Genomic DNA, 26,984 nt, shown 5'->3' with positions numbered 1-26,984 from the left:
AGTCGGGGGCACTGACAACGGGGTGCCTGTCCGCAGTGATGCAGGTCGCGGAGTGGCCGGGCCTCGCGGTGGACAGTAATCCGGGGTGATGCGGGGTGATGCGGAGCAGCCCGGGGTGGTCCGCGGTGGCCCCGGGGCGCGATCGCACCGATTGCATAAACGTGCAGACCTGCGTATAGTCATGCCATCCCAGAGGAGGGTTCCATGACGGTACGTGCGGCGGTGGCCGGGGCGAGTGGATATGCGGGCGGGGAGCTGCTGCGGCTGCTCCTGGCCCACCCCGAGGTCGAGACAGGCACGCTGACCGCCCACTCCAACGCCGGGCAGCGGCTCGGCGCGGTCCAGCCGCATCTGGCGCCCCTGGCCGACCGGATACTCGTGGAGACCACGCCCGAGGCGCTCGCCGGGCACGACGTGGTCTTCCTCGCGCTGCCGCACGGCCAGTCCGCCGCCGTCGCCGAGCGGCTCGGCCCCGATGTCCTGGTGATCGACATGGGCGCCGACTTCCGGCTGCGGGACGCCGCCGACTGGGAGACCTTCTACGGTTCCGCGCACGCCGGGACCTGGCCCTACGGGCTTCCCGAACTGCCGGGCGCCCGCGCCGCGCTGGAGGGGTCCAAGCGCATCGCGGTGCCCGGTTGCTACCCCACGGCCGTCTCGCTCGCCCTGTTCCCGGCCTACGCCGCCGGGCTGGCCGGGCCCGAGGCCGTGGTCGTCGCCGCCTCCGGCACCTCCGGGGCGGGCAAGGCGCCCAAGCCGCATCTCCTCGGCTCCGAGGTGATGGGCTCCATGACGCCGTACGGCGTCGGCGGCGGCCATCGGCACACCCCCGAGATGACCCAGAACCTCAGCGCGGTCGCCGGGGAGCGGATCGCCGTCTCCTTCACCCCGACCCTCGCGCCGATGCCCCGCGGCATCCTCGCCACCTGCAATGTCAAGGCGCGGGAGGGGGTCACCGGGGAGAGCGTGCGGGCCGCCTACGAGAAGGCGTTCGCCGACGAGCCGTTCGTCCGGCTGCTGCCCGAGGGCCAGTGGCCCGCCACCGCGTCCGTACAGGGTTCCAACGCCGTTCAGGTGCAGGTCGCGTATGACGCGGCCGTCGGACGCATCATCGCGATCAGCGCCATCGACAACCTGACCAAGGGCACCGCGGGCGGCGCCGTGCAGAGCATGAACCTCGCCCTCGGACTCGACGAGACCACGGGTCTGTCCACCATCGGAGTCGCACCGTGAGCCACCCGGGCGTGGCCACCGGGCCGCGGACCACGACGAAAGCCGCACCCCGGCCCCGCACGGCCGGAGCGGCGCACGAGGAGACGCAGTGAGTGTCACGGCAGCACAGGGATTCACGGCGGCGGGCATCACCGCCGGGATCAAGGAGAGCGGCAACCCGGACCTGGCCCTCGTGGTCAACACCGGCCCCCGCCGCTGTGCCGCGGGCGTCTTCACCTCCAACCGGGTGAAGGCCGCGCCGGTGCTCTGGTCGGAGCAGGTCCTCAAGGGCGGCACGGTCAGTGCCGTGGTCCTCAACTCCGGCGGCGCCAACGCCTGTACCGGCCCGAAGGGCTTCCAGGACACCCACGCCACCGCCGAGAAGGCCGCCGAGGTGCTCGGGCACAGCGCGGCCGAGATCGCCGTCTGCTCCACCGGGCTGATCGGTGTGCTCCTGCCCATGGACAAGCTGCTGACCGGCGTCGAGACCGCCGCGGCGGAGCTGTCCGGGCACGGCGGGGAGAAGGCCGCCATCGCCATCAAGACCACCGACACCGTGCACAAGACGTCGGTCGTCACCGGGGACGGCTGGACCGTCGGCGGGATGGCCAAGGGCGCCGGGATGCTCGCGCCCGGCCTCGCCACCATGCTGGTCGTCCTCACCACCGACGCCGACCTCGACAGCCCCGTCCTGGACGAGGCGCTGCGCGCGGCAACCCGGACCACCTTCGACCGGGTCGACTCCGACGGCTGCATGTCCACCAACGACACCGTGCTGCTGCTCGCCTCCGGCGCCTCCGGGACCGTCCCGGACCACGCCGAGTTCGCCGAGGCCGTCCGCGCCGTCTGCGACGACCTCGGGCAGCAGCTCATCCGGGACGCCGAGGGTGCCAGCAAGGACATCAGGATCGAGGTCGTGAACGCGGCAAGCGAGGACGACGCTGTCGAGGTGGGCCGCTCCATCGCCCGCAACAACCTCCTCAAGTGCGCGATCCATGGCGAGGACCCCAACTGGGGCCGGGTGCTCTCCGCCATCGGCACCACCTCCGCCGCCTTCGAGCCCGACCGGCTGAGCGTCGCCATCAACGGCGTGTGGGTGTGCAGGGACGGCGGGGTGGGTGAGGACCGCGACCAGGTCGACATGCGCTTCCGCGAGGTGCACATCGTCGCCGATCTGGCCGCCGGCACCGACACCGCCACCATCTGGACCAACGACCTCACCGCCGACTACGTCCACGAGAACAGCGCGTACTCGTCATGACCGCCACCCGTAAGCACACCGCGCTGCCCAAGGCGCAGATCCTCGTCGAGGCCCTGCCCTGGCTCACCCGGCACCACGGGAAGACCGTCGTCATCAAGTTCGGCGGCAACGCCATGGTGAACGAGGAACTGAAGGCCGCCTTCGCCCAGGACGTCGCCTTCCTGCGGCACGCCGGGCTCAAGCCGGTCGTCGTGCACGGCGGCGGCCCGCAGATCAGCGCCGCCCTCGACCGGCACGGCATCGTCAGCGAGTTCAAGGCCGGCCTCCGGGTCACCACCGAGGACGCCATGGACGTCGTCCGGATGGTGCTCGCCGGGCAGGTGCAGCGGGAGCTGGTCGGGCTGCTCAACCAGCACGGACCGCTGGCCGTCGGGATCACCGGCGAGGACGCCCACACCATGACCGCCGTCAAGCACCGGCCCCGGGTCGACGGCGAACTCGTCGACATCGGGCGGGTCGGCGAGATCACCGGCATCGACACCGGCGCCATCGAGGCCCTGCTCGCCGACGGCCGGATCCCGGTGGTCTCCTCCATCGCCCGCAGCCAGGACGACGGCCATGTCTACAACGTCAACGCCGATACGGCGGCTGCGGCACTCGCCGCGGCGCTGGGCGCCGAGACCCTCATGGTCCTCACGGACGTCGAGGGCCTCTACGAGGACTGGCCGCACAGCGACGAGGTGATCAGCCGGCTCACCGCGCGCCAGCTGGAGAAGCTGCTGCCGGAGCTGTCCGCCGGGATGGTGCCCAAGATGGAGGGCTGTCTGCACGCCGTCCGTAACGGGGTGACCACCGCCCGGGTCATCGACGGCCGGGTCCAGCACTCGATCCTGCTGGAGATCTTCACCGACGAGGGCATCGGCACGATGGTCGTGCCCGACGAGCCGCAGGGGGATACCGCATGACCGCCAACGACGAGCTGACCCAGCGCTGGCAGGGCTCGCTCATGAACAACTACGGCACCCCGCGGCTGCCCCTGGTCCGCGGCGAGGGCGCGAAGCTCTGGGACGCCGACGGCACCCGGTACACCGACTTCGTCGGCGGCATCGCGGTCAACGCGCTCGGCCACGCCCACCCGGCCGTGGTGGAGGCGGTGAGCCGGCAGATCGCGTCCCTCGGGCATGTCTCCAACCTGTTCGTCGCCGAACCGCCCATCGCGCTCGCCGAACGGCTGCTCCAGCTGTTCGGCCGGGACGGCAAGGTCTTCTTCTGCAACTCCGGCGCCGAGGCCAACGAGGGCGCCTTCAAGATCGGGCGGCTCACCGGGCGGGGCCATATGGTCGCCACCGACGGCGGCTTCCACGGCCGCACCATGGGCGCCCTCGCCCTCACCGGCCAGCCCGCCAAGCAGGCCCCCTTCCGCCCGCTGCCCGGCGATGTCACCCATGTCCCCTACGGCGACCCGCAGGCGCTGGCCGCCGCCGTCACCGAGGACACCGCGCTCGTCATCATCGAGCCGGTCCAGGGTGAGAACGGCGTCGTCGTCCCGCCGCCCGGCTATCTCAAGGCCGCCCGCGCGATCACCGCCGCGACCGGCAGCCTGCTGGTGCTGGACGAGGTGCAGACCGGGATCGGCCGCACCGGGCACTGGTTCGAGTACCAGGCCCACGAGGGGGTGCTGCCCGATGTCGTCACCCTCGCCAAGGGGCTCGGCGGCGGGCTGCCGCTGGGCGCGACGGTCGCCTTCGGCCGCGCCGCGGACCTCCTCCAGCCCGGCCAGCACGGGACGACGTTTGGGGGCAACCCCGTGGCCTGCGCCGCCGGGCTCGCCGTGCTCGACACCATCGCGAACGAGGGGCTGCTGGACAACGTCAAGCGGCAGAGCGGGAGTCTGCGGGACGGGATCGAGGCGCTCGGACATCCGCTGGTCGCGCATGTCCGGGGTGCGGGGCTGCTGCTGGGTATCGTGCTCACGGAGCCGCTCGCACCGCGGGTGCAGCAGGCGGCCCAGGACGCCGGCTTCCTGGTCAACGCGCCCGCCCCCGATGTCGTACGGCTGATGCCGCCGCTGAATCTCGGCGACGACGAGGTGGCGGCGCTGCTGCGGGCCCTGCCGGGTGTCCTCGACGCGGCGAGCGGGGACGGACGATCCGGCGAATGAACCGGGGATTGAGACGACGATGAGTCAGGCGCAGGGTCAGGAACGGGACCGGGACCGGGACCGGGATGCCGAAGGGGCGTCGGGGGCGTCGGTGCCGCAGACGCGCACCGCGCGGCACCGGCGGATCGTGGACATCCTCAACCGGCAGCCGGTGCGGTCGCAGAGCCAGCTCGCGAAGCTGCTCGCGGACGACGGGCTGAGTGTCACGCAGGCCACGCTGTCGCGGGACCTGGACGAGCTGAACGCGGTGAAGATCCGGGACAACGACGGTGATCTGATCTACGCCGTGCCCAGCGAGGGCGGGTTCCGCACACCGCGGGCGCCGCTCGGGGAGTCGGCGAAGGAGGAGCGGATGCGGAGGCTGTCGGCGGAGCTGCTGATCTCCGCGGAGGCCTCGGCGAATCTGGTGGTGCTGCGGACCCCTCCGGGGGCGGCGCAGTTCTTGGCCTCGGCGATCGATCAGGCCGAGCTGCACGACATCCTCGGGACGATCGCCGGGGACGATACGTTGCTGCTGATCAGCCGGGGGGCTGAAGGGGGGCAGGCGTTGGCGGATCATTTGCTGCGGTTGGCTCAGAACGGGGGGTGAGGGGGGGTGTTCTTCGGGTGCGGGTCGGGTCGGGTGCGGGTTCGGGGGGCGGGTGCGGGTCGGTGGGGGCTGGTCGCGCAGTTCCCCGCGCCCCTGGGAGGGGTGGTTGAGGTGCGTTTTCTTGTGCGGGTGGTGGGTGGTTGCTCGCGCAGTTCCTCGCGCCCCTGAAGGCCGGGCGTTGTACCTATCTGCGTGACAGGTGCGAGTGGGTTCCCCAGCCGTGCGCGGTTCCCCGCGCCCCTGAAAGCGGGGGGGTCCCCCCGCCCCTGAAAACCCGCCGACGGTCCCCCCGCCCCTGAAAACCCGCCGACGGCACCCCGCTCACCCCAGCCGTGCCGCCAAACCCCCCGTGCACCGGACCTCGTCCCCCGCCGTGATCAGTAGGGCCTCCACGTCCGGCAGGGACTCCAGCCACGTCAGGCCCTCTCGGGAGCCCATGGCGAAGGCTGCTGTGGCCCAGCAGTCCGCCCAGGTCAGGCGGGGGGCCACCACCGTGACCGCCAGGAGGTCCGTCACCGCGGAGCGGCCCGTGCGCGGGTCCACTATGTGCGCGCCCCGTTCCGCCGTGCCCGATGTCGCCACCGCCAGCTCCGGCAGCCCCGAGGACGAGATCACCGCCGCCAGACCCCCCGGTCGCAGCGGATCCGCGACGCCCACCCGCCATGGACGGTCCGCCGGAGCGCCCAGCAACTGCACGTCCCCGCCGCCGTTCACACTCACGCCCGTCACCCCCGGCACCCCCGCCAGCCGCAGCGCCGCCCGCTCCACCGACCAGCCCTTCACGATCCCGGTCGGATCCAGCCGCCCCCGGTAGCGCGGGCTGAACCACCCCTCGCTCACCCGCTTCGCCTCCGCCGCCAGCCCCAGCACCTCGGCGACCTCCGGCGCGCACTGCTCCACCGTCAGCTCCCCCGCCGCCAGCCGCGACACCTGGCTGTCCTCGCGGTACGTGCTGAACACCGCGTCGGCCTCGTGCAGCCCGGCGACCACCTCCCGTACCGCCGCCGCCACCGCCCGCGCGTCACCGCCCCGGACATCCAGCGAGAAGACGGTCCCCATGACCTCCTCCACATGCCGGACCCCGACGGGAGCGGCCACCGGCTCAGCCACCGGACTGGTCCAGGGCTGATTGGAGGGATTGTTTGTAGCCGGCGCTGGTGTAGGTGGCTCCGGAGATCGCGTCGATCTGGGCGGTGCCGGTGGCGATCGCCGCCGCGTTGAGTTTGGGTACGGCGTTCGCGGTGATCTGGGTGCTCTGGCCGCCGGTCGGGGCCTGGATCGTCTCCGCCTCGGTGATCTTTCCGCCGGTGACCGTGATCCGTACCTGCACCGGGCCGTACTGGGTCCGGGCCGCCTCGCCGGTCAGTACCTGCCGCTGGGCCGGTGCGGTGGGTGGCTGTTCGGTGGGGTCGGGGCTTTCCTTGCTCAGCTGGTCCAGGGCGGATTGGAGGGATTGTTTGTAGCCGGCGCTGGTGTACGTCGCTCCGGAGATCGCGTCGATCTGGGCGGTGCCGGTGGCGATCGCCGCCGCGTTGAGTTTGGGTACGGCGTTTGCCGTGATCTGGGTGCTCTGGCCGCCGGTCGGGGCCTGGACCGTCTCCGCCTCGGTGATCTTTCCGCCGGTGACCGTGATCCGTACCTGGACCGGGCCGTACTGGGTCTGCGCGGCGGTGCCCGTGACCGTGCCGGTGCCCGCGGGCTGGGCGCCGCCCTGCGCGGACTGCTGGCCGGCGGCCGGGGGGCGGGTGCCGGCCGCCGCGGCGCCGGGGTCGGCGCCCGGCTTCATCGACAGCAGCAGCACGACGCCGGACACGGTGGCCGCGGTGGCGAGCACGGCACGCCGAACGGGGTGGCTCTTCTTCATGGTCTGCCGGTCTCCTGATGCTCGTGACGCCCGCTCACATCGCGAACGACTCGTGGTGGATGCGGCGGGCCGGAACACCCGCGCCGCGCAGGGCCTCGTACACCGTCTGGGCGAAGCCGGGCGGCCCGCACAGGAACACGTCGTGGCGGTCGATGTCGGGGATCTTGCGTTGCAGGGTCTCGGCGGAGATGTCGGGGCGGGCGCCGTTCGGACTGTTCACCGCGTACATCAGCCGGGCGCCCCGCTCGTCGGCGATGGCGGCCAGCTCGTCCCACAGGGCGAGGTCCTGGGTGGTGGTGGCCCGGTAGAGCAGGGTGATGTCACCGGCCGCGCCGGGCAGGGTCTCGAACAGTGCCCGCATCGGGGTGATCCCGACCCCGCCCGCCACCAGCAGCACCTTGCCCCGGCTGCGCCGCGACGCGGTCAGGGCGCCGTACGGGCCCTCCGCCCACACCCGGGTGCCGGGACGCAGCCCGCGCAGCCCGGCACTGTGGTCGCCGATCGCCTTCACGGTGATCCGGAGCAGGTCGGGGCGCGGCGCGGCGGACAGGGAGTACGGGTGGGAGCTGAAGCGCATACCGGGCGCGAGGAACCGCCAGCGGAAGAACTGCCCGGCCTCGGCGCCCATCCGGTGCAGCCGGCGCCCGCCGATCAGCACCGACACGATCCCCGGCGACTCCTCGATGACCGCCTCGACCCGCATCCGGTGGCGCAGGTTCAGCCGGATCGGGGTGAGGATCCGGAACCACAGCACCAGCGCGGTGACCACCCCGTACAGCCCGTACCAGAAGGTCTTCGCGACCGGCTGCACGGCGAAGTCGTTGCCGGTGGAGATCTGGTGCCAGAACGTCAGGAACACCGCCGCGTAGGTCGTCAGATGCACGTGGTACCAGGTGTCGTACGGCATGCGGCGCCTGACCGGGCCGATGGAGACCAGGCCGATCAGCACCAGCAGGGCGGTGCCGATGGCGGCCTTGCCCACGTCGGGGAGCTGGTCGATGGAGTCGGTGGTCTGGCGGACGATGTCGGCGAGGCCGAGGCCCGCCTGACGGGCGTAGCCCCACATGATCAGGAAGACATGGGCGAGGACCAGGCAGAGGGTGTAGCGGCCGGTCATGGCGTGCCAGCGGGCCACCCGGTCCGAGCCGACCCGCCGCTCCAGCGCGGGCACCCGGGCCATCTGGAGCACCACCAGCGCCATCAGATAGCCCGCGAGGAGTCCGGTGATCCGGCCCGCGTTGATGATCCGGCCGGTGTCGTCGCCGATCGAGGGGGTGTTGTGCCACCACAGCCACAGCACCGCCGCCGCGCCCGCCCACACCGCGATCAGCAGGGGCACGGCGGGGGAGCGGCGCGGGCGGATACGGCGCATCGTCTGCCGCCGGGCGGCACGGCCGCCTGCGAGCGTGCTGGTCACGGTTCCTCCGGGGACGGGGGCAACGGTGGTGTCGGAGTCCCTTGGCCCAGAGATACGTGCCGGGTCGGCGCCGCGTTCAGCACCCGGTCGGTCCGTACGCGGTCGGTCAGTACGTGGTCAGTACGTGGTGACGGCGGTGGCTCCGGACTCCGTCCCGATCGCGATGTGCGGGCGGGCCGAGGGCCGCGCCCAGGCCAGGATCGTCCGCATGGCGTCGGCCGGTACGGAGACACAGCCGGCCGTCGGTCCGCTGCCGTTCACATGCAGGAAGATCCCGGCGCCGCGCCCGCGCACCGGGGCGTCGTAGTTGAAGCCGATGACGAGCGCGTGGGCGTACTGCGTGCCATAGGTCACCAGGTGTTCGGCCTGGTCGGCGCGGCAGTCGGCGGCGCGCGGCTCGCTCCAGCGGTTGTAGTCCTTCGAGGCGTTGTCCTGGCACCACCAGGACTCCTCCCGCACCGCCCGGAAGGCGTACGTCGTCCCGGGCGGCGCGGGCTCGATGCCGAAGGCGTACGGCAGGTCGTACAGGCCGGTCGGAGTGGTGTTGGTGCCCTGCTCGCGGGTGCCGCCGTCGACCAGGCCCCTGGCCCCGAACCGGGCGGGCGCGGAACCGGACTCGGTCCAGGTGCCGTCGTCCCGCCGGTCCCACCAGGTGACGGTGCCGGTGGTGGAGCCGGTGTCCGGGGCCACGGCGGTGATCAGCTGGTCGCCGCCCCCGGTGTCGGCCATCCGTCCGGGCAGCGGCAGCGGCTCCGAGTCGGTGGGGGACGGCGCCGCGCCCAGCAGGGCGGCGGAGGTGAACAGGGCGAGGGCGGCGGCGAGTACGGGGCGCATGGCGCCGACGCTAGGGCGCACCCCCGGGCCCGGCAGCGCGGGTGACCCGTTCGGGGCGGGCTGTCGTCCCTCGGCGGGGCGCTACGCCGGGGTCGGCGGCAGGGGCAGCGGCAGTCCGGGCAATCCGTCGAGGGAGCGGGCCACATGCTCCTTCTTCTGGAAGTAGGCGTCGAGCGAGGCGTCGTCCTCCCGCGCGAACCGCCGCCCGTGCAGATCCCGGTCCTCGTCGTAGGTCATCAGCGGGACCGAGTAGCCGCAGCTGTCGCGGATCAGTTCGGCGGTGACGACGATGATCGCGCGCAGTCCGTGCGGGGTGGGGTCGATGCCGGGGAAGTGCGCCAGCAGTCCGGGGAAGCGCGGGTCGTCGCGGAAGACCGGCTCGCCGGTGCCGTGCACCCGCACGATGTTCGGCGGCCCCTGGAAGGCGCACCACATCAGCGTGATCCGGCCGTTCTCGCGCAGATGCGCGATGGTCTCGGCGCCCGAACCGGCGAAGTCGAGATACGCGACCGTCGACGCGTCGAGCACGGCGAAGGAGCCCTTGAGGCCCTTGGGGGAGAGGTTGACCGTCCCCTCGCCGGACAGCGGGGCGGTCGCGGTGAAGAAGAGCGGCTGCTCCTCGATGAACGTACGGAGTCTTCCGTCTATGCGCTCATATGTCTTTCCCACGCCTAAAGGTTATTCCGCCTAACGATCGCAGGGCAATGGGAAGGTGGGAGGGTGGTGGCGCCGGGGAAATTGACTGATCATGCAGGGGTCTGCATACTCATGCAGGACGGGTTGGGTGCGGAGTGAGGAGCAAAGCGAGTGAGCAGCAACAGCGGTGACGTTCGGCTCTGGGGCGGCCGTTTCGCCGACGGTCCCGCCGAGGCCCTGGCCAAGCTGTCCGCGTCCGTCCACTTCGACTGGCGGCTGGCCCCCTACGACATCGCCGGTTCCCGCGCCCACGCGCGCGTGCTCCACACGGCCGGGCTGCTCACCGAGGACGAGCTGACCCGGATGATCGCCGGGCTGGACCGGCTGGAGGCGGATGTCGCCGACGGCTCCTTCACCGGCACCATCGCCGACGAGGACGTCCACACCGCCCTGGAGCGCGGCCTGCTGGAGCGGCTCGGCCCCGACCTCGGCGGCAAGCTGCGCGCCGGGCGCTCCCGCAACGACCAGGTGGCGACGCTCTTCCGGATGTATCTGCGCGACCACGCCCGGACGATCGGCGCGCTGATCGCCGCTCTCCAGGACGCCCTGGTCGGTCTGGCCGAGGCCCACCCGGAGGTGGCGATGCCCGGCCGCACCCATCTCCAGCACGCCCAGCCGGTGCTGTTCGCCCACCATGTCCTCGCCCATGTGCAGGCGCTGTCCCGGGACGCCGAGCGGCTGCGCCAGTGGGACGAGCGCACCGCCGTCTCGCCGTACGGCTCCGGCGCGCTGGCCGGGTCCTCGCTCGGCCTGGACCCGGAGGCGGTGGCCGAGGAGCTGGGCTTCGAGCACGGCTCCGCCGGTAACTCCATCGACGGCACGGCCTCCCGGGACTTCGCCGCCGAGTTCGCCTTCATCACCGCGATGATCGGGGTGAACCTCTCCCGGATCGCCGAGGAGGTCATCATCTGGAACACGAAGGAGTTCTCCTTCGTCACCCTGCACGACGCCTTCTCCACCGGCTCCTCGATCATGCCGCAGAAGAAGAACCCGGACATCGCGGAGCTGGCACGCGGTAAGTCGGGCCGTCTGATCGGCAACCTCACCGGACTGATGGCCACCCTCAAGGCCCTCCCGCTCGCCTACAACCGGGACCTCCAGGAGGACAAGGAGCCGGTCTTCGACTCCATCGACCAGCTGGAGATCCTGCTGCCCGCCTTCACCGGCATGATGGCCACCCTCACCGTCCACCGCGAGCGCCTGGAGGAACTCGCCCCGGCCGGTTTCTCCCTGGCCACCGACATCGCCGAGTGGCTGGTCAAGCAGGGCGTCCCGTTCCGCGTCGCCCATGAGGTGGCGGGGGAGTGCGTGAAGGCGGCGGAGGCCGAGGGCAAGGAACTGGCCGACCTCACGGACGAGCAGTTCGCCAAGATCTCCACCCACCTCACCCCCGAGGTCCGCACGGTCCTGAACGTCCCCGGCGCGCTCGCATCCCGAGACGGCCGAGGCGGCACGGCCCCCAGCGCGGTCGCGATCCAGCTGGCAGAGGTGAAGGCGGACCTGGCACGCCAGCACCAGTGGGCGGCGGCGAAGGCGCGGGGCTGAGCCCTCAGCCAAGGGGTCCTTCGAGGAGAGGGCTGGGCAACGCGGGGGTGTCTTTTTAGGGGCGCTGGGGGTACCCCCTCTGGGGGAGGAACTGCGCGACCAGCCACGACGCACCCGCACCCGCCCTCTCCCCTTCTCCACTCACCCCCCGACGCGCCCCCGGGTTATGTTGATCGCACCGGCGCCGAAAACCGCCGACGCAACGCGATCAACGCAACCAACGGAGCCCGCGATGCCCTTGTCCCGCCTGGCCAAGGCAACCGCCCCCACCGCCCACATCGGCCTCGGCCTGGCCGCGATCGGCCGCCCGGCGTACATCACCCTCGACCGCGCCGAAGCCCTCGGAGAGACCCGCACCGCCGACGCCCTCCGCACCCGCACCGCCGAACTCCTCTCCGCCGCCTACGCCCAGGGCGTCCGCTACATCGACACCGCCCGCTCCTACGGCCGCGCCGAGGAGTTCCTCGCCGACTGGCTCACCGCCCACCCCGGCATCGACGACCTCGTCATCGGCAGCAAATGGGGCTACACCTACACCGCCGACTGGGCCCTCGACGCCGAGCGGCACGAGGTCAAGGACCACTCCCTCGCCGCCTACGAGCGCCAGCGCCGCGAGACCGGCGCCCTCCTCGGCGACCGTCTCGACCTCTACCAGATCCACTCGGTGACCCCCGACAGCCCGGCCCTCACCGACCGGGCCCTGCACGCCCGCCTCGCCGAGACGGCCGCCGCCGACGGCGTCACCGTCGGCTTCTCCACCAGCGGCCCCGCCCAGGCGGACGCCATCCGCGCCGCCCTCGCCGTGACCGTCGACGGCGAGCCCCTCTTCCGTACCGTCCAGTCGACGTACAACGCGCTGGAGACCTCGGCCGGGGCCGCGCTCGCCGAGGCGCACGACGCCGGGCTGACGGTGATCGTCAAGGAGGCGATGGCCAACGGCCGGCTCGCCGCGCCGCACGCCCCCGAGCCGCTGCGGGCCGTCGCCGAGGAGACCGGGCAGGGCGCCGACGCCGTCGCCCTCGCGCTGATCCTGCGCGAGCCCTGGGCCGGGGTGGTGCTCTCCGGCGCCACGACGGTCACCCAGCTCGCCGCCAATCTGCATGCCGCCGTGGTCGACCTGGACGACGACCAGCTCGCCCGGCTGGCGACGCTGACCGAGGCCCCCGAGGCGTACTGGACCCACCGCGCCCACCTCCCCTGGCACTGACCTGCGCGTTTGGTCGACCCCCGCTCCGTGAGCGACCTCACACACCCCCTCCGTGAGACAAGAGTGTCTCAAATGGGTTATCGTCGTCTCATGGCTGTCGATCGTGACCATGTGCTGCGCACCGCCGCGGCCCTGCTGACCCACAAAGCCACCGCGACCATGGACGAGGTCGCCAAGGCCGCCGGGATCAGCCGTGCCACCCTGCACCGGCACTTCGCCGGCCGGGACGCCCTGATCCGGGCCCTGGAGGCCCAGGGCATCGCCGCGTGCGAGACGGCCCTCGACCGGGCCCGGCTCGACGAGGGCCCCGCCGCCGACGCCGTCCGCAGACTCGTCCGCGAGATCGAGCCGGCGGCCGGACTGCTGGGCTTCCTGGTCACCGAGAACCAGCTCTTCGAGGGCGAGGAGCAGAACGCCGGCTGGGCCCGGCTGGACGCGCGGATCTGCGCGCTGTTCCGGCGCGGCCAGGACGCCGGGGAGTTCCGCATCGATCTGACCCCCGTCTGGCTCACCGAGGCCCTCTACGGGCTGGTTGGCTCCGCGGCCTGGGCCGTGATGGACGGCCGGGTCGCCGCCAAGGACTTCGAGAACATGATCGTCGAGCTGCTGCTCGGCGGAGCGATACGGAGAGAGGAATCATGAGCAGCACCGTGCGGTCGGCGGCCCCGACCGAGGTGGTGAAGCGCCCCGGGCGCTGGCTGGCACTGGCCGTCCTGGTGCTCGCCGTACTGCTGGTGGCCGTCGACGCGACCGTCCTCGGCCTGGCCACCCCGTACATCAGTGAGGACCTCGACCCCACCGGGAACCAGCTGCTGTGGATCGGTGACGTCTACTCGTTCGTCATCGCCGGTCTGCTGGTCTCCATGGGCAGCCTCGGTGACCGCATCGGCCGCAAGCGGATCCTGCTGATCGGCGCGACGGCGTTCGGCGCGGTCTCCGTGCTCAACGCCTACGCGACCACGCCCGAGCTGATGATCGTGGCGCGGGCCCTGCTCGGTGTCGCCGGTGCCACCCTGATGCCGGCCACCCTGGCCCTGATCCGCAACCTCTTCCACGACCCGCGCGAGCGCAGCCTCGCCATCGGCATCTGGGGCGCCACCGCCTCCGCCGGTACGGCGATCGGCCCCGTCATGGGCGGGTTCCTGCTGGAGCACTTCTGGTGGGGCTCGGTCTTCCTGATCAACCTGCCGGTGATGGCGGTGCTGGTGCTGGTCGGCGCCAAGCTGCTGCCCGAGTCCCGCAATCCGCACCCCGGCCCCTGGGACATGGCCAGTGTGCTGCTGTCGCTGGTCGGCATGATCGCCGTGGTGTACGCGATCAAGGAGGCCGCCAGCCATGGCTTCGGCTGGGCCACCGCCGGGTCGGCCGTACTGGGTCTGGGCGCGCTGTACGGCTTCGTACGGCGGCAGTTCGCCCTGCCCTCGCCGCTGCTGGACATGCGGCTGTTCCGCAACCGCGGCTTCAGCGGCGCGGTCCTCGCCGATCTGCTGACCATCTTCGGTCTGTCCGGTCTGGTCTTCTTCCTGTCGCAGTTCTTCCAGCTCGTGCAGGGCAGGCGGCCCCTGGAGGCCGGACTCGCCGAGCTGCCCGCCGCGGTCGGCGCGGTGGCGGCCGGTCTGATCGCCGGGTGGGCGGCCCGCCGCTTCTCGGTGCGGGCCGTGGTGTCCGGCGGGCTCGGGGCGGTCGGTCTCGGGCTCGGCACGCTGACCTTCATGGGGCAGTCCACGGGCTATCCGCTGCTCGGCGCCGCCCTGCTGGTCGTCGGCATCGGCGCGGGCTTCGCGTTCACCGTCACGGCGGACGTGATCCTCGGCTCCGTACCCAAGGAACAGGCGGGCTCGGCCTCCGCGGTCTCGGAGACGGCGTACGAACTCGGCGCCGCGCTCGGGATCGCCCTGCTCGGCTCCATCGTCACCGGCGTCTACCGCGGCTTCGCCGCCCCGCCGGGGACACCCCAGGCGGCGCACGAGTCGCTCGGCGGTGCCGTGGAGTCGGCCGGTCAGCTGCCCCCGGAGAGCGCCGGGCAGCTGCTGGACGCGGCCCGGCAGTCCTTCGTCGACGGTCTGACCACGGCGGCGGGCATCGGCGCCGCGGTACTGCTGGCCGCGGCGGTGGCGGCGTGGTTCCTGCTGCGCGGCCAGCGCCTGGAGACCACAGAGACGGCCGAGACGGCCGAGACCCCCGAGACGGCCGAGACGGCCGAGACCACAGAGACGGCCGAGACGGCCGAGACCGCCGAGACCGTGGAGACGGCCGACGCCGGGGTCGCCTCCGGGGCTGCCTCCGGGGCCGACTCCGGAAAGCAGGCCGCCCCGTAAACGGAGGCTAAGTAGGGGCAGCGTCTCCGCTTTAAGTCCCTTTTCGCGTCCACCTGATGGTCTTGACTCCTCACCCCGTCGTCATCACACGACAGAAGGAGTCACCGACCATGACCCGACGCACCCGCCTCCTGGTCAGCCTGGGCGCCGTGCTCGCCGCCGGTCTCTCGGCCGGCGGCGCCACCCTGGCCGGGGACGAGCACCCCTCCGAGGACAAGATCAGCTACGTCGTCCAGGAGACCGACAGCGCCGTCAGCGACACCGGCGCCGACGACGGTGACTGCCCCTGGAAGAACGACGGCGCGGCCACCACCGCCGAGACACCGGAGTCGGCCCTGTGAGCGCCTCCGAGGGCAAGCTCCTCGAAGAGGCGCTCTTCGAGGTCAAGCGGGTGATCGTGGGCCAGGACCGCATGGTGGAACGGATGTTCACCGCGATCCTGGCCCGCGGCCACTGCCTGCTGGAGGGCGTGCCCGGCGTCGCCAAGACCCTCGCCGCCAAGACCCTCGCCCAGGTCGTCGGCGGCCACTTCGCCCGTATCCAGTTCACCCCCGACCTGGTGCCCTCCGACATCACCGGCACCCGGATCTACCGCCCCTCGCAGGAGACCTTCGACGTCGAGCCCGGCCCCGTGATGGCCAATGTGGTGCTCGCCGACGAGATCAACCGCGCCCCCGCCAAGGTGCAGTCGGCGCTGCTGGAGGTCATGGGCGAACACCAGGTCTCCATCGGCGGCACCACCCTCACCGTGCCCGAGCCGTTCCTCGTCCTCGCCACCCAGAACCCCATCGAGTCCGAGGGCGTCTACCAACTCCCCGAGGCCCAGCGCGACCGGTTCCTGCTGAAGGTGGACGTCCGGGCGCCCAGCGAGTCCGAGGAACTCGCCATCCTCTACCGGATGAGCGTCGACCCGCCCCGCCCGCGCCGGATCCTCACCCCGCAGACCCTGGTCGCCCTCCAGCGCGCCGCCGACGATGTCTTCGTGCACCACGCCGTCGCCGAGTACGCCGTCCGCCTGGTCGTCGCCACCCGTGAGCTCGCCGGGCCCGGCAGCCGGGTCGCGCACGGAGCCGGGCCCCGCGCCACCCTCGGCCTGGTCGCCGCCGCCCGCGCCCTCGCCCTGCTGCGCGGACGCGGCTACGTCCTGCCCGAGGACATCCACGACCTCGCCCACGAGGTCGTCGCCCACCGGCTGGTGCTCTCCTTCGACGCCCTCGCCGACGGCATCGGCGCCGGTCAGATCGTCGACGAGGTGCTCGCCGCCGTAGAACGCCCCCGGATCAGCCCCCGCCCCGCCCCCGGGGACGAGGCCGCGGCATGACCTCCCCCACCCTGCGCGACCTCACCCCCGAACAGGCCCTGAAACATCTGGAGCTGCTGTTCACCCGGCGCCCCGACGGCCTCCTCCAGGGCGACCACGCCTCCGCCGTCCCCGGCCCCGGCAGCGAGGTCTCCGAGACCCGCGCCTACCTGGTCGGCGACGACGTGCGGATGATGGACTGGAACGCCACCGCCCGCACCACCGTCCCGCATGTCCGGCGCACCCTCGCCGACCGCGAGCTGACCATCTGGCTCGTCCTCGACGCCTCCGCCAGCATGGACTTCGGCACCGCCCGGATGGAGAAGCGGGACCTCGCCGTCGGCGCCGCCGCGGCCGTCGCCTTCCTCACCGAACGCGCCGGGAACCGCCTCGGCGCCCAGCTCACCGGCCCCGACGGCATCCGCCGCATCCCGCCCCGCCCCGGCCGCCGCCACCTCCTGTCCATCCTCTACGCCGCCCTGGACCGGCCCCGGGTCGAGCCCGGCGTCCCCGAGCACACCCTCGGCGAGGCCCTGCACGCGCTGCGCGAACTGCCCGCCCGCGGGATGATCGCCGTCATCTCCGACTTCCTGGAGACCGGCTGGGAGCAGCCGCTGCGCGTCGCCGCCCGTCGCCACCAGGTCCTCGCCATCGAGACCGTCGACCCGCGCGAACTGGAACTGCCCTCCGTCGGCCTGCTCACCCTCGTCGACCCGGAGACCGGCCGCCGCCGCGAGGTCCCCACCCACTCCCGCAAGCTGCGCGAACGCTACGCCCATGCGGCGCTGGAGCAGCGGGCCCTGATCAAACAGTCCATCCGCCGCTCCGGCGCCGCCCATCTGCGGCTGCGCACCGACCGCGACTGGGTGCGGGACGTGGCCCGCCATGTCGAGGCCCAGCGCCGCCGCGGCGGCGGGGGCGCGGCATGAGCCCGGACCCCCGGCACCCTACGGAGACCCCATGAGCCTCACCTCCCCGGTCTGGCTGGTGCTGCTGCTGCCGCTGCTCGCCCTGATCGCCGCCTATGTCGCGGTCCAGCGCCGCCGCACCCAGTACGCCGTCCGGTTCACCAACCTCGATCTGCTGGACAAGGTCGCGCCGCGCCGCCCCGGCCGCCGCCGGCACATCCCGGCCGCCGCCTTCTGCGCCGCCCTGGCCCTGCTGGTCGTCGGGTTCGCCCGGCCGGTCACCGAGGTCCAGGTGCCCCGCGAGCGCGCCACCATCGTCGTCGCCTTCGATGTCTCGGCGTCCATGGAGGCCACCGACATCGCCCCCACCCGCTTCGAGGCCGCCCGCGAGGCCGCCCTCGCCTTCGTGGACCAACTGCCCGAGCAGTTCAACGCCGGACTGGTCCCGTTCAGCGGCTCCGCGACCGTGGCGGTGGCGCCGACCACCGACCGGGAGGCGCTGCGCGCCGCCATCCGGCGGCTCACCACCGGCGAGGGCACCGCCATCGGCGAGGCCGTGGTCGCCGCCCGGGGTGCCATCCGGGCCCTGGACGAACGCGCCGAGACCGAGCCCCCGCCCGCCCACATCGTGCTGCTCTCCGACGGCTCCAACACCACCGGCCGCCCCATCGAGGAGGCCGCCCAGGAGGCCGCCGCCGAGGAGATCCCGGTCTCCACCATCGCCTACGGCACCGAGGAGGGCACGATCACCCTCGACTCCGGCGACACCATCCAGGTCCCGGCCGACGGCCCCGCCCTGGAAAGCCTCGCCGAGGCCACCGGCGGCGACTTCCACGAGGCCGCGACCGGCGAGGAGCTCCAGGCGGTGTACGAGGACATCGGCAGCTCCGTCGGCTACCGCACCGAGGAGCGCGAGATCTGGCCGTGGTTCGTGGCCGCCGGACTGATCGCCGCGCTGGCCGCCGCCGCGACGTCGCTCCTCTGGTTCTCCCGGCTGCCATGACGACCCGCCGCTCCCTGGCTCCTGGGGCTACTCCTCTTCTCCTGGCCGCCGCCGTGACGACCAGCCGCTCTCCGGCTTCCGGGGCTGCTCCTCTTCTCCTGGCTGCCGTGACGACCCGCCGTTCCCCGGCTCCTGGGGCTGCTCCTCCTCTCCCGGCCGCCGTGACGACCAGCCGCCCCCCGGCTCCCGGGGCCACTCCTCCTCTCCCGGCCGCCATGACAACCCGCCGCCCCCCGGCTCCCCGGGCCACCCCTCCTCCCCCTCCTCCCCCTCCTCCCCTGGCTCCCCCGGCTCCCCTGACAACCTTCGACCCCGCCCAAGGAGGCAGCTCGTGAGCGACAACGGCCATCCCGGCCCCGGCGGCCGGCTGGAGAACCTCGGCCCCTTCGGGGACCACCCCGTCCCGGCCCCGCCCCCCGGCGTCCCCACCGTCGACAACGGCCTCATCCCGGCACACGAGATACCCCGGGCCAACGGCTACCTCGGCGACCGGGGCGGCACCCTCCCCCCACCCACCGACCCCGGCCCCACCGACCCCGGTGAGCCGACCGCCCCGCCCGCCCTGCCCGGCCTGGGCGCACCCCGCGGCCCCGGCTTCCTCGCCGGCCGCCCACCCGAGCCCATGGACACCAGCCCCGCATCGAACCCCGCTCCCTCCTACACCCCGGCCCCCTACGCCACCTTCCAGGCCCCGCAGCCCGCCCCGCCCCGGACCACCGGGCGACGGGCCTCGCGGGCCGTCGCCCCGCTGGTCACCCTGCTCGCCGCGATCCTCGCGGGCGGCGCCGCCGGATACGGGGCCGCGGGCTTCGCCGGTGACGACCCGGAGACGGCCGCGCCGGTCCGGGCCGGGGACCTGGAGGCGGTCGCCGCGCGGGTCCTGCCCAGCGTCGTCTCCGTGGAGACGGACAACGGACAGGGCTCCGGCTTCGTCTTCGACGCCCGCGGCCGGGTCCTCACCAACGCCCATGTCGTCGAGGGCAGCACCCGGGTCACCCTGGAACTCCAGGACGGCCGCCGGCTCGACGCCGAGGTGATCGGCGAGGACCCCGCAAGCGACGTCGCCGTCCTGGAGCCGGAGACCGCCCGCGGGCTGGACGCCGCCGACCTGGCCACCGGCGTGCCGCCCGCCGTCGGCGACACCGTCCTCGCGATCGGCTCGCCGCTGGGCCTCAGCGGCACGGTGACCTCGGGTATCGTCAGCGCACTCGACCGGGACGTCCGCCTCGGCGACGGCGGCCGGCGCAGGGCGCTCCAGACCGACGCGTCCATCAACCCCGGCAATTCCGGCGGACCACTGGTCGACGACGAGGGCCGGGTCATCGGGATCAATACGGCCATCGCCACGTTGAACCAGCAGACGGGCGGCTCCATCGGCATCGGCTTCGCCATCCCCGTGGCCGACGCGCTGGACGCCGCCGAGACCATCATCGACGGCGGCTGACCCATGACGACCCGCCCAGGAACAGCGCCGCACCGGAGGCCCAGATGAGACTGCTCGTGGTCGAGGACGAGGAGGACCTGGTCGTCGCCCTGCGCGTCGGCCTGGTCCGCGCCGGATACGCGGTCGATGTCGCCCCCGATGTCGACACGGCCGGCGAGAAGCTCACCGTCAACGACTATGACCTGGTGCTCCTCGACCTCAATCTGCCCGACGGCGACGGATTCGCCGTCTGCCGGGCCATCCGGGCCACCCCGGGAGGCCCCCGCATCCTGATGCTCACCGCCCGCGACCGCCTCGCCGACCGGGTGCGCGGCCTGGACGAGGGCGCCGACGACTACCTCGTCAAACCCTTCGCGCTGCCCGAACTCCTCGCCCGGATCCGCGCCCTGCTGCGCCGCGAGGACGGCGGCACGGCGATCGTGGAGGTCGGCGAACTGCGCCTGGACACCGCCCGCTTCGAGGCGTACCGGGGCGAGCGCCGGCTCCAGCTCACCCCGAAGGAGTTCGGCGTGCTGCACTATCTGATGACCCGCCCCGGCCGGGTCGTCCCCGCCGAGGAACTCCTCGAACACGTCTGGGACGAACACGCCGACCCGTTCACCAACACCGTGCGGGTCACCGTCGGCTCCCTGCGCCGGAAGATCACCGGCGAGGACGAGCCCCTGATCGAGACGGTGATCCGCCAGGGCTACCGGCTCAAGGACACGCCATGAGATTTCTGCGGCGGCTGCGGGCCGTCGTCCGCGCCCTCGGCAGCCGGCTCCCCGCCTTCACCCACTCCATCCGCTTCCGGCTGACGGTCCTCTACTCCGGCCTGATCTTCATCCTCACCGCGATGGTCCTCGGCGCGACCTATGTCGCCGTCGTCCGCAGCGGCGAGGCCCACCCGGTCAGCAGCCAGTTCACGGCGAAGAAGTACGTCAACGACGACTACATCGGCGAGATCGACGTGGTGAAGCTCCAGGAGGTCGAGGCGGCCGTCAACTACGAGACCCTCGGCAATCTGCGCAACTTCTCCTTCCTCGTCCTCGCGCTGCTCGCCGTCGCCAGCCCCCTGATCGGCTGGATCCTCTCCGGCCGCGCCCTGCGCCCGGTCCGCTCGATCTCCCGGACCGCCGCCGAGATCCAGGCCACCGATCTCTCCCAGCGCATCCGGCTGACCGGCCCCAAGGACGAACTGCGCGAGCTGGCCGACACCGTCGACTGCATGCTGGACCGGCTCGACGAGGCGTTCAAGGCCCAGCGCCAGCTGATCGACGACGCCTCCCACGAACTGCGCAGCCCGCTCGCCATCATCCGCGCCAATCTGGACGCCGTCCTCACCGCGGAGGAGTCCGACGAGGACGAACGCCGGGCCGCCGCCGACAGCGTCGACCGGGCCACCACCCGGATGACCCGGCTGGTCGAGGACCTCCTGGCCACCGCCCGCCGCAACGCGCCCGCGCTCTCCGACTCGGATGTCGATCTCGCCGCGGTCTCCCGGGAGGCGGCCGAGGAGTTCGCGCCGCTGGCCGCCGAACGCGGCCTCATCGTCCAGCGCAGACTGGCGGGCGGTCTGACGGTCATCGGCGACCACGACGCCCTGCGCCGCGCGGTCGGCAACCTGCTCTCCAACGCCGTACGGCTGGCTCCGCCGGGCACCCGCATCACGGTCGCGGCCGGCCGGGGCGAGGGCTGGGTGTGGATGGCCGTCCAGGACGAGGGCCCCGGCATCCTGGACCACGACCAGGCCCGGGTCTTCGACCGCTTCTGGCGCGCGAAGGACGACACGGCCGACACCCGCGACCGCCACGCGGGCCTGGGCCTGGCGATCGTCCGCCAGATCGTGGAGTCCCACGGCGGCCAGATCCACCTGTTCTCCAAAATGGGCGAGGGCTCCACCTTCGTCCTCTGGTTCCCCACCCCCGGAGAGGACACCCCCCAAACCCCCCCGGAGGAATCCCCGATCCCCCACTAATCCAGAAACGAGAGAAAAGCGCAAAAAACGACCACAACCCGCACCCGAAGTCAGAGGGGCGGGCAATCCAGGGGCGCTGGGGGTACCCCCTCTGGGGGAGGAACTGCGCGAAAAGCGACCACAACCCGCACCCGAGAACGGTCAGTCGCACCTCAGGGGCGCTGGGGGTACCCCCTCTGGGGGAGGAACTGCGCGACCAGCCCCCACCTACCCGCACCCAAAAAACCACCCAAACCCTACGCCGCATCCTTCGCCTTGGTCGCATACATATCCACATACTCCTGCCCCGACAACCGCATCACCTCGGTCATCACAGAATCCGTCACCGCCCGCAACACATACCGATCCCGGTCCATCCCCTCGTACCGGGAAAACTCCAGCGCCGCCCCGAACCGCACAGTCACCCGCACCCGCCCGATCCGCGGCATCCCCGCCCCACCCGGCTGAATCTTGTCCGTGCCGATCATCGCGAACGGCACCACCGGCGCCCCCGTCATCAGCGTCAGCCGCGCGATCCCGGTGCGCCCCCGGTACAGCCGCCCGTCGGGCGAGCGCGTGCCCTCGGGATAGATCCCGAAGACCCGGCCCTCCTCCAGGATCCGCCGCCCGGTCATCAGCGCGGCGACCCCGCCCTTCCCGCCGTCCCGGTCCACCGGGATCATCCCGACCCCGGTGAAGAACCAGGCCATGGCCCGCCCCTTGAACCCCTTCCCGGTGACGTACTCGTCCTTCCCGATGAAGAACACCTGACGGTCGCAGACCAGCGGCAGGATCATCGAGTCGATGAAGGTGAGATGGTTCCCGGCGAGGATCACCGGACCGTCGCCCGGGATGTTCTCCACTCCCTCCACCCGGGGGCGGAACATCAGGCGCATGATCGGTCCGAGCACTGCCTTGATGAGCGCGAAGCGGGACAACGGGCCCTCCGGTGTCAAGGGTTTCGATAGGGATGTCTATGAAGTCCGTGCAGGTGAGGACGATACTCGCGGTGACCCACCGGACGCACATCGGGTTCATCGAGGTCTAACGCACAATTGACCTGCGTTCATCTGTGCGACCGCCCGGCCGACCGCCCGTAACCCGTACGTGACGTTGCGCCTGCCCCGCCATCGCCCACCCACTCCGGCACCCCGGCATCCCGGCGTTCCGGTATCCCGACGTTCCGACGGACCGTCACACCCCGCGCCCCGGACGACATCCACCGTCACCCAGGTGTTCGGGTCGGCGCCCCCCTTCCGTCATATCCACCGCCCTACGATCGGCGCGCACCACCCGGCGCCCGGCCGGAGGGATCGCGCCCCCGGTGGGGTGCGGAGCGGATGGCGAGGAGGCCGCTGATGGGATCGCAGGACCCGAACGAGCAGGCGAGGAACCAGGCGCACACGGGACGGCGGGCGCTGCTCGGGGCGGCCGTGCTCGGCGCGGGCGGAGCCGTCCTCGGGCTGCCCGGCGCGGCGACCGCCGACGCGGCCCGCCCGTCATCCGGCAGCGGCAGCGGCGGCGGCGGTGGGGTCAAAAACCTCCCCCGGCCGACGATCATCGGCCACCGCGGAGCCAGCGGCTACCGCCCCGAGCACACCCTCGGCGCCTACCAGCTCGCGCTGGACCTGGGCGCCGACATCGTCGAGGCCGGTGACCTGGTCCCCACCAGGGACGGCCATCTGGTCTGCCGTCACGAGCCGGAGATCGGCGGCACCACCGACGTGGCCGCCCATCAGGAGTTCGCGGACCGCAAGAAGACCAAGCTGCTGGACGGCGTCTCCACCACCGGCTGGTTCACCGAGGACTTCACCCTCGCCGAGCTGAAGACCCTGCGGGCCGTCGAGCGCATCCCCGCCAACCGTCCGCACAACACCCTCTACAACGGCCGCTGGGAGATCCCCACGTTCGAAGAGGTGCTGAAGTGGCAGGACGAGCAGACCCGCAAGCGCGGCAAGCAGGTCTGGATCTACCCCGAGCTGAAGCACCCCACCTACTTCCGCAAGCAGGGCCTCGCCCTGGAGGAGCGGGTCGCCAAGGTGCTGCGCAAGTACGGCCGCACCAAGTGGAACTCGCCGGTCATCCTCCAGTCCTTCGAGCCGACCAGCATTCAGCGCCTGAACAAGCTGGTCGACAACCCGCTGGTGGTGCTGCTCTCCGGCGCGAACACCCGCCCGTACGACTTCGTCGAGTCCGGTGACCCGCGCACCGTCGCCGATCTGGTCAAGCCGGCCGGTCTGCGCGAGATCGCCTCCTACGCCGACGGCATCGGCCCCACCCTGGACCTGGTCATCCCGAAGGACCCGACCGGCAATCTCACCCGGCCGACCACGCTGGTCGCCGACGCGCACAAGGTGGGCCTGATCCTCCACCCCTACACCCTGCGCAACGAGAACCCGTTCCTGCCCCCGGCCTTCCGCAAGGGCACCGACGCCGACCAGTACGGCGATGTCCTCGGCCTCTACCAGGCGTACTTCGCCACCGGTATCGACGGTGTCTTCACCGACCAGCCGGACACCGGCCTGCTGGCCCGCGCGGACCACAACGGCCGCTGACCGGGTCGACCACCTACCGCCGCCCACCCCGATGGGGTGAGGAAACACCGCCCGGGGCAACCGCGCCCCGGGCGATGGCGTCCCCCGGGACCCGGCCTATCGGCAGATCGCGGGGGAGTTGGGTATCTCACAGGGCGGTCTCGGCCCGGAACGTTCCAGATGTCTGGGATGTCTGCGGCGATTGCTCACCCCGGAGGTTGCGGCGCGTGGAGCACGGGGATAGGAGTGAGGGACAACAGGCGACAGGTGAGCGGGAGGCGTGCACACATGGGCATGAGCGTGGTCATCTCCGAGGCGGCCGAGCACGACGCCGAGCAGATCTTCAGGCTGCAATACCTGTGCTTCCAGAGCGAGGCCGCGCTCTACGGCAACTACCGCATCGACCCGCTGGTCGAGAGCCTCGACTCGGTCCGCGCGGAGATCGCCGCCGACTGTGTCTTCGTGGCCCGGCTCGGCGACGAGGTGATCGGCGCGGTGCGCGGCTCGGTCACCGAGGACGGCGCCGCCGCGATCGGCCGCCTCTGCGTCCACCCCCGCCTCCAGGGCCACGGCATCGGCGCCCGCCTCCTCCGTGCCGCCGAGTCCGCCCTCGCCGACCGGCACGGCGCGAAGCGCTTCCGCCTCCACACCGGCCACCGCAGCGAGACCAACCTCCGCCTGTACCAGAAGGTCGGCTACGAGACCGTGGGCACCGAGCAGGGCAACGACGGCGTCCCGATGATCGTCCTGGAAAAGCCGGCGGAGGCATTCGCCCAGACGGCCTGAGCCCGCAAGGCTTTTGTCTGTCGGGGGCGCTGGGGGGCGCCCCCTCCGGGGGAGGCACTGCGCGAGCAACCACTCACGAACCGGCACTCACGAACCCGGCCCCCCGCCCCCTCCGCAACCAATACATAGCCGTCACCGGCAAAATCACCGGGATGAACAAATACCCCATCCCGAAGTCCGACCACACCGTCGAGTCCGGAAACGCGGACGGCTCGACCAGCGTCCAGGTCCCCACCCCCAGCACCCCCACCAACTCCACCGCGCAACAGACGAACGCCGCCCGCCGCGCGGCCTCCCCACCCCGCACCAGCGAGTACGTGATGAACCCGTACACCACCCCGGCGATCGCGGACAGCGCATACGCGAGCGGCGCCCGGTCGAACTGCGTGGCGATCTGCACGGCGGACCGCGACACCGCCCCCACGACCATCACGCCGTAGAGCCAGACCAGCAGGATCCCGGGCCCGCTGATCAGCCGGGCGCGTGGGGCCGTGCCCACCTCGGACTCAGCCTCCCCAGATGTCATGGAGCCGCACCTCCAGAACGGCCAGGACCACCCCGCCCGCGGCGACCGTCACCGACCCCCACTTGGTCCGCTCGGCCAGCGACATGAACCCGGCGGCCGGGATGCAGGCGAACGCCCCGATCAGATACGCCACGAAGATCGTCGTCCCCTGGTCCGGCTGCTCACCCCGCGCGAGCTGCACGATCCCGACGATCAGCTGGACCAGCGCCAGCACCGAGACCACGGCCATCCCGATGAAGTGCCAGTCCTTCGTCGGCTGGTCCCGGTACGCGGCCCAGCCGCACCACGCGGCCAGCAGCAGCGCGGCGACCGAGGTCGCCAGGGTCAGGGCTACAAGCATGCCGACGACCTTATTACGCCTCCCACCAGCCGGTGCCGCCGCCCCCGGGCCGCCCGGCGCGGCCCACGTAGGGTCGAGGGCATGACGATCCACGCACAGGCCCTTCTCTTCGACAACGACGGCACCCTGGTCTCCTCCCTCGCCTCCGTCCAGCGCTGCTGGAGCCGGTGGGCGGCGGAGTACGGACTGGCCGCCGAGGACTTCGCCCGCGTGGAACTGCACGGCCGTACCGCCGTCGAGATAGCCGGTGATCTGCTGCCCGCCGCCACCGTGCCCGCCGCCGTCGCCCGGATCGAGCAGCTGGAGGTGGACGATGTGCCGGGCGGCGGCGCCGTGCTGCTGCCCGGCACCCGGGAGCTGCTCGACGCGCTGCCCGCCGACCGCTGGGCGGTGGTCACCTCCGCCACCCTCAGGCTCGCCGAGGCCCGGCTCGCCGCGGTCGGCATCCTGCCCAAGACCCTGATCACCGCCGAGGACGTGACCCGGGGCAAGCCCGACCCCGAGCCCTATCTGCTGGCCGCCTCCCGGCTGGGGGTCGACCCCGCCCGCTGTGTGGTGTTCGAGGACGCCCCGGCCGGGCTCGCGGCGGGCCGCGCCGCCGGGATGACCACCGTGGCGTTGGCCACAACCCATACCGCCGCCGAGCTGGACGCCGATCTGGTGGTGAGGGACCTCTCCGCGCTGTCCGTGCTGGTCACGGGCGGGGGAGTGGAGATCTCGGCCGCCCGCTGACCCCTCGTCCGGCCCCCGCCGATCGCCGTCCGGCACTGTCCATGTGTGTCCAGTATCCGGACAGCGGTCACCGGTAAGGACCATACGTCTGCTTTACTGCTCGCATGACCACGACGAGCAGCCGCATCCCCGCGACCGAGGCGCCCATGCCGCCCGGTGCTCGCTGTATGTGTCGAATGTGCGCCTTCTAGAGGGCCCCCGCACCACCCGCGTCTCGCGCCCCGAAGCGAGACCGCCCGCCTCCGCGCGTACCGCTCCGCCCTGACCGGCGGGCAACGGTACGGCAGCGCGGACCGGGCACGCCCCGCGCACCCGTTCTCCCCGGACCGGACCCGAATCCGAGCCCCGGACCCGGACCCGGACACCCGGTCGGACCCGGGACCAGGACCGCCCGGAACCGCCCAGGCTCCGGCACCGCCCGGAACCGCCCG

The 26,984-nt window shown here is 72.3% G+C and carries 27 protein-coding genes and 1 pseudogene; 20 read left to right on the top strand and 8 right to left on the bottom strand.

Annotated features, from left to right (window positions below; translation table 11 throughout):
* Positions 1 to 204: 204 nt before the first annotated feature.
* The 5 genes from argC (at position 205) to ABZX40_RS00980 (ending at position 5,163) form a co-directional block, all read left to right on the top strand.
* Entirely contained in the window at positions 205 to 1,233 is a 1,029-nt protein-coding gene (gene argC, locus ABZX40_RS01000; RefSeq protein WP_355732884.1) for an N-acetyl-gamma-glutamyl-phosphate reductase, read from the top strand.
* A gap of 88 nt (positions 1,234 to 1,321) precedes the next feature.
* Positions 1,322 to 2,473: a bifunctional glutamate N-acetyltransferase/amino-acid acetyltransferase ArgJ gene (argJ, locus tag ABZX40_RS00995; protein WP_355732887.1), complete on the top strand. Its 1,152-nt coding sequence runs from the start codon at positions 1,322 to 1,324 to the stop codon at positions 2,471 to 2,473.
* Complete coding sequence (gene argB, locus ABZX40_RS00990; RefSeq protein ID WP_355732889.1) at positions 2,470 to 3,378, top strand: acetylglutamate kinase; 909 nt, start codon at positions 2,470 to 2,472, stop codon at positions 3,376 to 3,378. The genes argJ and argB overlap by 4 nt, the downstream gene beginning before the upstream one ends.
* Complete coding sequence (locus ABZX40_RS00985) at positions 3,375 to 4,574, top strand: acetylornithine transaminase (protein WP_355732892.1); 1,200 nt, start codon at positions 3,375 to 3,377, stop codon at positions 4,572 to 4,574. The genes argB and ABZX40_RS00985 overlap by 4 nt, the downstream gene beginning before the upstream one ends.
* A gap of 19 nt (positions 4,575 to 4,593) precedes the next feature.
* Entirely contained in the window at positions 4,594 to 5,163 is a 570-nt protein-coding gene (locus ABZX40_RS00980; RefSeq protein WP_355732895.1) for an arginine repressor, read from the top strand.
* 321 nt (positions 5,164 to 5,484) lie between these two features.
* On the opposite strand, the gene ABZX40_RS00975 is transcribed toward ABZX40_RS00980, so the two are convergent.
* From ABZX40_RS00975 to ABZX40_RS00955, 5 genes are all read right to left on the bottom strand, one after another.
* A complete protein-coding gene (locus ABZX40_RS00975) occupies positions 5,485 to 6,222 on the bottom strand; it encodes an FAD:protein FMN transferase (RefSeq protein WP_355733333.1) in 738 nt (245 codons plus the stop codon).
* Between the two features lie 43 nt (positions 6,223 to 6,265).
* Entirely contained in the window at positions 6,266 to 7,027 is a 762-nt protein-coding gene (locus ABZX40_RS00970; protein WP_355732898.1) for an FMN-binding protein, read from the bottom strand.
* Between the two features lie 34 nt (positions 7,028 to 7,061).
* Positions 7,062 to 8,444: a ferredoxin reductase family protein gene (locus tag ABZX40_RS00965; RefSeq protein WP_355732900.1), complete on the bottom strand. Its 1,383-nt coding sequence runs from the start codon at positions 8,442 to 8,444 to the stop codon at positions 7,062 to 7,064.
* Between the two features lie 117 nt (positions 8,445 to 8,561).
* The gene (locus ABZX40_RS00960; protein WP_355732903.1) at positions 8,562 to 9,278 is read right to left on the bottom strand and encodes a L,D-transpeptidase family protein; all 717 of its coding nucleotides are present in this window, start codon (positions 9,276 to 9,278) and stop codon (positions 8,562 to 8,564) included.
* A gap of 81 nt (positions 9,279 to 9,359) precedes the next feature.
* Positions 9,360 to 9,947 (bottom strand): pyridoxamine 5'-phosphate oxidase family protein, encoded by a 588-nt coding sequence (locus tag ABZX40_RS00955; protein WP_355732905.1) that lies wholly within the window; start codon positions 9,945 to 9,947, stop codon positions 9,360 to 9,362.
* A 138-nt stretch (positions 9,948 to 10,085) separates the two neighbouring features.
* Here ABZX40_RS00955 and argH point away from each other — a divergent pair, with 138 nt between their 5' ends.
* From argH to ABZX40_RS00900, 11 genes are all read left to right on the top strand, one after another.
* Positions 10,086 to 11,519, top strand: a complete 1,434-nt coding sequence (argH, locus tag ABZX40_RS00950; protein ID WP_355732908.1) for an argininosuccinate lyase — start codon at positions 10,086 to 10,088, stop codon at positions 11,517 to 11,519.
* Positions 11,520 to 11,751: 232 nt separating this feature from the next.
* Positions 11,752 to 12,726 (top strand): aldo/keto reductase, encoded by a 975-nt coding sequence (locus tag ABZX40_RS00945; RefSeq protein WP_355732910.1) that lies wholly within the window; start codon positions 11,752 to 11,754, stop codon positions 12,724 to 12,726.
* Between the two features lie 90 nt (positions 12,727 to 12,816).
* On the top strand, positions 12,817 to 13,368 hold the full coding sequence (locus ABZX40_RS00940; protein WP_355732913.1) for a helix-turn-helix domain-containing protein: 552 nt from the start codon (positions 12,817 to 12,819) through the stop codon (positions 13,366 to 13,368).
* Positions 13,365 to 15,044: an MFS transporter gene (locus ABZX40_RS00935; protein ID WP_355732915.1), complete on the top strand. Its 1,680-nt coding sequence runs from the start codon at positions 13,365 to 13,367 to the stop codon at positions 15,042 to 15,044. The genes ABZX40_RS00940 and ABZX40_RS00935 overlap by 4 nt, the downstream gene beginning before the upstream one ends.
* A 110-nt stretch (positions 15,045 to 15,154) precedes the next feature.
* Positions 15,155 to 15,385, top strand: a complete 231-nt coding sequence (locus tag ABZX40_RS00930; RefSeq protein ID WP_355732918.1) for a hypothetical protein — start codon at positions 15,155 to 15,157, stop codon at positions 15,383 to 15,385.
* Positions 15,382 to 16,365, top strand: a complete 984-nt coding sequence (locus ABZX40_RS00925) for an AAA family ATPase (protein WP_355732921.1) — start codon at positions 15,382 to 15,384, stop codon at positions 16,363 to 16,365. The genes ABZX40_RS00930 and ABZX40_RS00925 overlap by 4 nt, the downstream gene beginning before the upstream one ends.
* Positions 16,362 to 17,273: a DUF58 domain-containing protein gene (locus tag ABZX40_RS00920; protein WP_356008894.1), complete on the top strand. Its 912-nt coding sequence runs from the start codon at positions 16,362 to 16,364 to the stop codon at positions 17,271 to 17,273. Before ABZX40_RS00925 ends, ABZX40_RS00920 begins: the two co-directional genes overlap by 4 nt.
* 31 nt (positions 17,274 to 17,304) lie before the next feature.
* Positions 17,305 to 18,255, top strand: coding sequence for a VWA domain-containing protein (locus ABZX40_RS00915; protein ID WP_355732924.1), 951 nt, complete (start codon positions 17,305 to 17,307; stop codon positions 18,253 to 18,255).
* A 331-nt stretch (positions 18,256 to 18,586) separates the two neighbouring features.
* The gene (locus ABZX40_RS00910) at positions 18,587 to 19,699 is read left to right on the top strand and encodes a trypsin-like peptidase domain-containing protein (protein WP_355732927.1); all 1,113 of its coding nucleotides are present in this window, start codon (positions 18,587 to 18,589) and stop codon (positions 19,697 to 19,699) included.
* A gap of 44 nt (positions 19,700 to 19,743) precedes the next feature.
* Entirely contained in the window at positions 19,744 to 20,412 is a 669-nt protein-coding gene (locus ABZX40_RS00905; protein WP_355732928.1) for a response regulator transcription factor, read from the top strand.
* Entirely contained in the window at positions 20,409 to 21,656 is a 1,248-nt protein-coding gene (locus ABZX40_RS00900; RefSeq protein WP_355732931.1) for an ATP-binding protein, read from the top strand. Before ABZX40_RS00905 ends, ABZX40_RS00900 begins: the two co-directional genes overlap by 4 nt.
* Before the next feature lie 236 nt (positions 21,657 to 21,892).
* Here the strand turns inward: ABZX40_RS00900 and ABZX40_RS00895 are convergent, their stop codons facing one another.
* A complete protein-coding gene (locus ABZX40_RS00895) occupies positions 21,893 to 22,573 on the bottom strand; it encodes a lysophospholipid acyltransferase family protein (protein ID WP_355732934.1) in 681 nt (226 codons plus the stop codon).
* Between the two features lie 420 nt (positions 22,574 to 22,993).
* On the opposite strand from ABZX40_RS00895, the gene ABZX40_RS00890 reads away from it, so the two are divergent.
* The 3 genes and pseudogenes from ABZX40_RS00890 to ABZX40_RS00880 all read left to right on the top strand — a co-directional run bounded on the left by ABZX40_RS00890 (position 22,994) and on the right by ABZX40_RS00880 (position 24,955).
* Positions 22,994 to 24,190, top strand: coding sequence for a glycerophosphodiester phosphodiesterase (locus ABZX40_RS00890; protein WP_355732937.1), 1,197 nt, complete (start codon positions 22,994 to 22,996; stop codon positions 24,188 to 24,190).
* A gap of 82 nt (positions 24,191 to 24,272) precedes the next feature.
* A pseudogene (locus ABZX40_RS00885) lies at positions 24,273 to 24,413 on the top strand (sigma-70 family RNA polymerase sigma factor); the annotation flags it as partial.
* A 44-nt stretch (positions 24,414 to 24,457) separates the two neighbouring features.
* Entirely contained in the window at positions 24,458 to 24,955 is a 498-nt protein-coding gene (locus tag ABZX40_RS00880) for a GNAT family N-acetyltransferase (protein WP_355732940.1), read from the top strand.
* Between the two features lie 73 nt (positions 24,956 to 25,028).
* On the opposite strand, the gene ABZX40_RS00875 is transcribed toward ABZX40_RS00880, so the two are convergent.
* Together ABZX40_RS00875 and ABZX40_RS00870 are read right to left on the bottom strand one after the other, a co-directional pair.
* Positions 25,029 to 25,481: a hypothetical protein gene (locus ABZX40_RS00875; protein ID WP_355732943.1), complete on the bottom strand. Its 453-nt coding sequence runs from the start codon at positions 25,479 to 25,481 to the stop codon at positions 25,029 to 25,031.
* Entirely contained in the window at positions 25,462 to 25,821 is a 360-nt protein-coding gene (locus ABZX40_RS00870) for a hypothetical protein (RefSeq protein ID WP_355732946.1), read from the bottom strand. The genes ABZX40_RS00875 and ABZX40_RS00870 overlap by 20 nt, the downstream gene beginning before the upstream one ends.
* 81 nt (positions 25,822 to 25,902) lie before the next feature.
* On the opposite strand from ABZX40_RS00870, the gene ABZX40_RS00865 reads away from it, so the two are divergent.
* Complete coding sequence (locus ABZX40_RS00865; protein WP_355732949.1) at positions 25,903 to 26,553, top strand: HAD-IA family hydrolase; 651 nt, start codon at positions 25,903 to 25,905, stop codon at positions 26,551 to 26,553.
* Positions 26,554 to 26,984 lie beyond the last annotated feature (431 nt).

Origin of the sequence: Streptomyces sp. NPDC004610 (genome assembly GCF_040609715.1) — a bacterium.
Classification (GTDB): Bacteria; Actinomycetota; Actinomycetes; order Streptomycetales; family Streptomycetaceae; genus Streptomyces.
Note: the sequence above shows the minus strand (reverse complement) of the source record. Positions and strands in the feature narration are given on the sequence as shown.

Bases quoted from the DNA above. Each gene is read 5' to 3' on its own strand.
- argC (WP_355732884.1), top strand. From the start codon at position 205: ATGACGGTACGTGCGGCGGTGGCCGGGGCGAGTGGATATGCGGGCGGG.
- argB (WP_355732889.1), top strand. From the start codon at position 2,470: ATGACCGCCACCCGTAAGCACACCGCGCTGCCCAAGGCGCAGATCCTC.
- ABZX40_RS00985 (WP_355732892.1), top strand. From the start codon at position 3,375: ATGACCGCCAACGACGAGCTGACCCAGCGCTGGCAGGGCTCGCTCATG.
- ABZX40_RS00980 (WP_355732895.1), top strand. From the start codon at position 4,594: ATGAGTCAGGCGCAGGGTCAGGAACGGGACCGGGACCGGGACCGGGAT.
- ABZX40_RS00975 (WP_355733333.1), bottom strand. From the start codon at position 6,222: ATGGGGACCGTCTTCTCGCTGGATGTCCGGGGCGGTGACGCGCGGGCG.
- ABZX40_RS00970 (WP_355732898.1), bottom strand. From the start codon at position 7,027: ATGAAGAAGAGCCACCCCGTTCGGCGTGCCGTGCTCGCCACCGCGGCC.
- ABZX40_RS00960 (WP_355732903.1), bottom strand. From the start codon at position 9,278: ATGCGCCCCGTACTCGCCGCCGCCCTCGCCCTGTTCACCTCCGCCGCC.
- ABZX40_RS00945 (WP_355732910.1), top strand. From the start codon at position 11,752: ATGCCCTTGTCCCGCCTGGCCAAGGCAACCGCCCCCACCGCCCACATC.
- ABZX40_RS00940 (WP_355732913.1), top strand. From the start codon at position 12,817: ATGGCTGTCGATCGTGACCATGTGCTGCGCACCGCCGCGGCCCTGCTG.
- ABZX40_RS00935 (WP_355732915.1), top strand. From the start codon at position 13,365: ATGAGCAGCACCGTGCGGTCGGCGGCCCCGACCGAGGTGGTGAAGCGC.
- ABZX40_RS00930 (WP_355732918.1), top strand. From the start codon at position 15,155: ATGACCCGACGCACCCGCCTCCTGGTCAGCCTGGGCGCCGTGCTCGCC.
- ABZX40_RS00920 (WP_356008894.1), top strand. From the start codon at position 16,362: ATGACCTCCCCCACCCTGCGCGACCTCACCCCCGAACAGGCCCTGAAA.
- ABZX40_RS00915 (WP_355732924.1), top strand. From the start codon at position 17,305: ATGAGCCTCACCTCCCCGGTCTGGCTGGTGCTGCTGCTGCCGCTGCTC.
- ABZX40_RS00905 (WP_355732928.1), top strand. From the start codon at position 19,744: ATGAGACTGCTCGTGGTCGAGGACGAGGAGGACCTGGTCGTCGCCCTG.
- ABZX40_RS00900 (WP_355732931.1), top strand. From the start codon at position 20,409: ATGAGATTTCTGCGGCGGCTGCGGGCCGTCGTCCGCGCCCTCGGCAGC.
- ABZX40_RS00890 (WP_355732937.1), top strand. From the start codon at position 22,994: ATGGGATCGCAGGACCCGAACGAGCAGGCGAGGAACCAGGCGCACACG.
- ABZX40_RS00880 (WP_355732940.1), top strand. From the start codon at position 24,458: ATGGGCATGAGCGTGGTCATCTCCGAGGCGGCCGAGCACGACGCCGAG.
- ABZX40_RS00875 (WP_355732943.1), bottom strand. From the start codon at position 25,481: ATGACATCTGGGGAGGCTGAGTCCGAGGTGGGCACGGCCCCACGCGCC.
- ABZX40_RS00870 (WP_355732946.1), bottom strand. From the start codon at position 25,821: ATGCTTGTAGCCCTGACCCTGGCGACCTCGGTCGCCGCGCTGCTGCTG.
- ABZX40_RS00865 (WP_355732949.1), top strand. From the start codon at position 25,903: ATGACGATCCACGCACAGGCCCTTCTCTTCGACAACGACGGCACCCTG.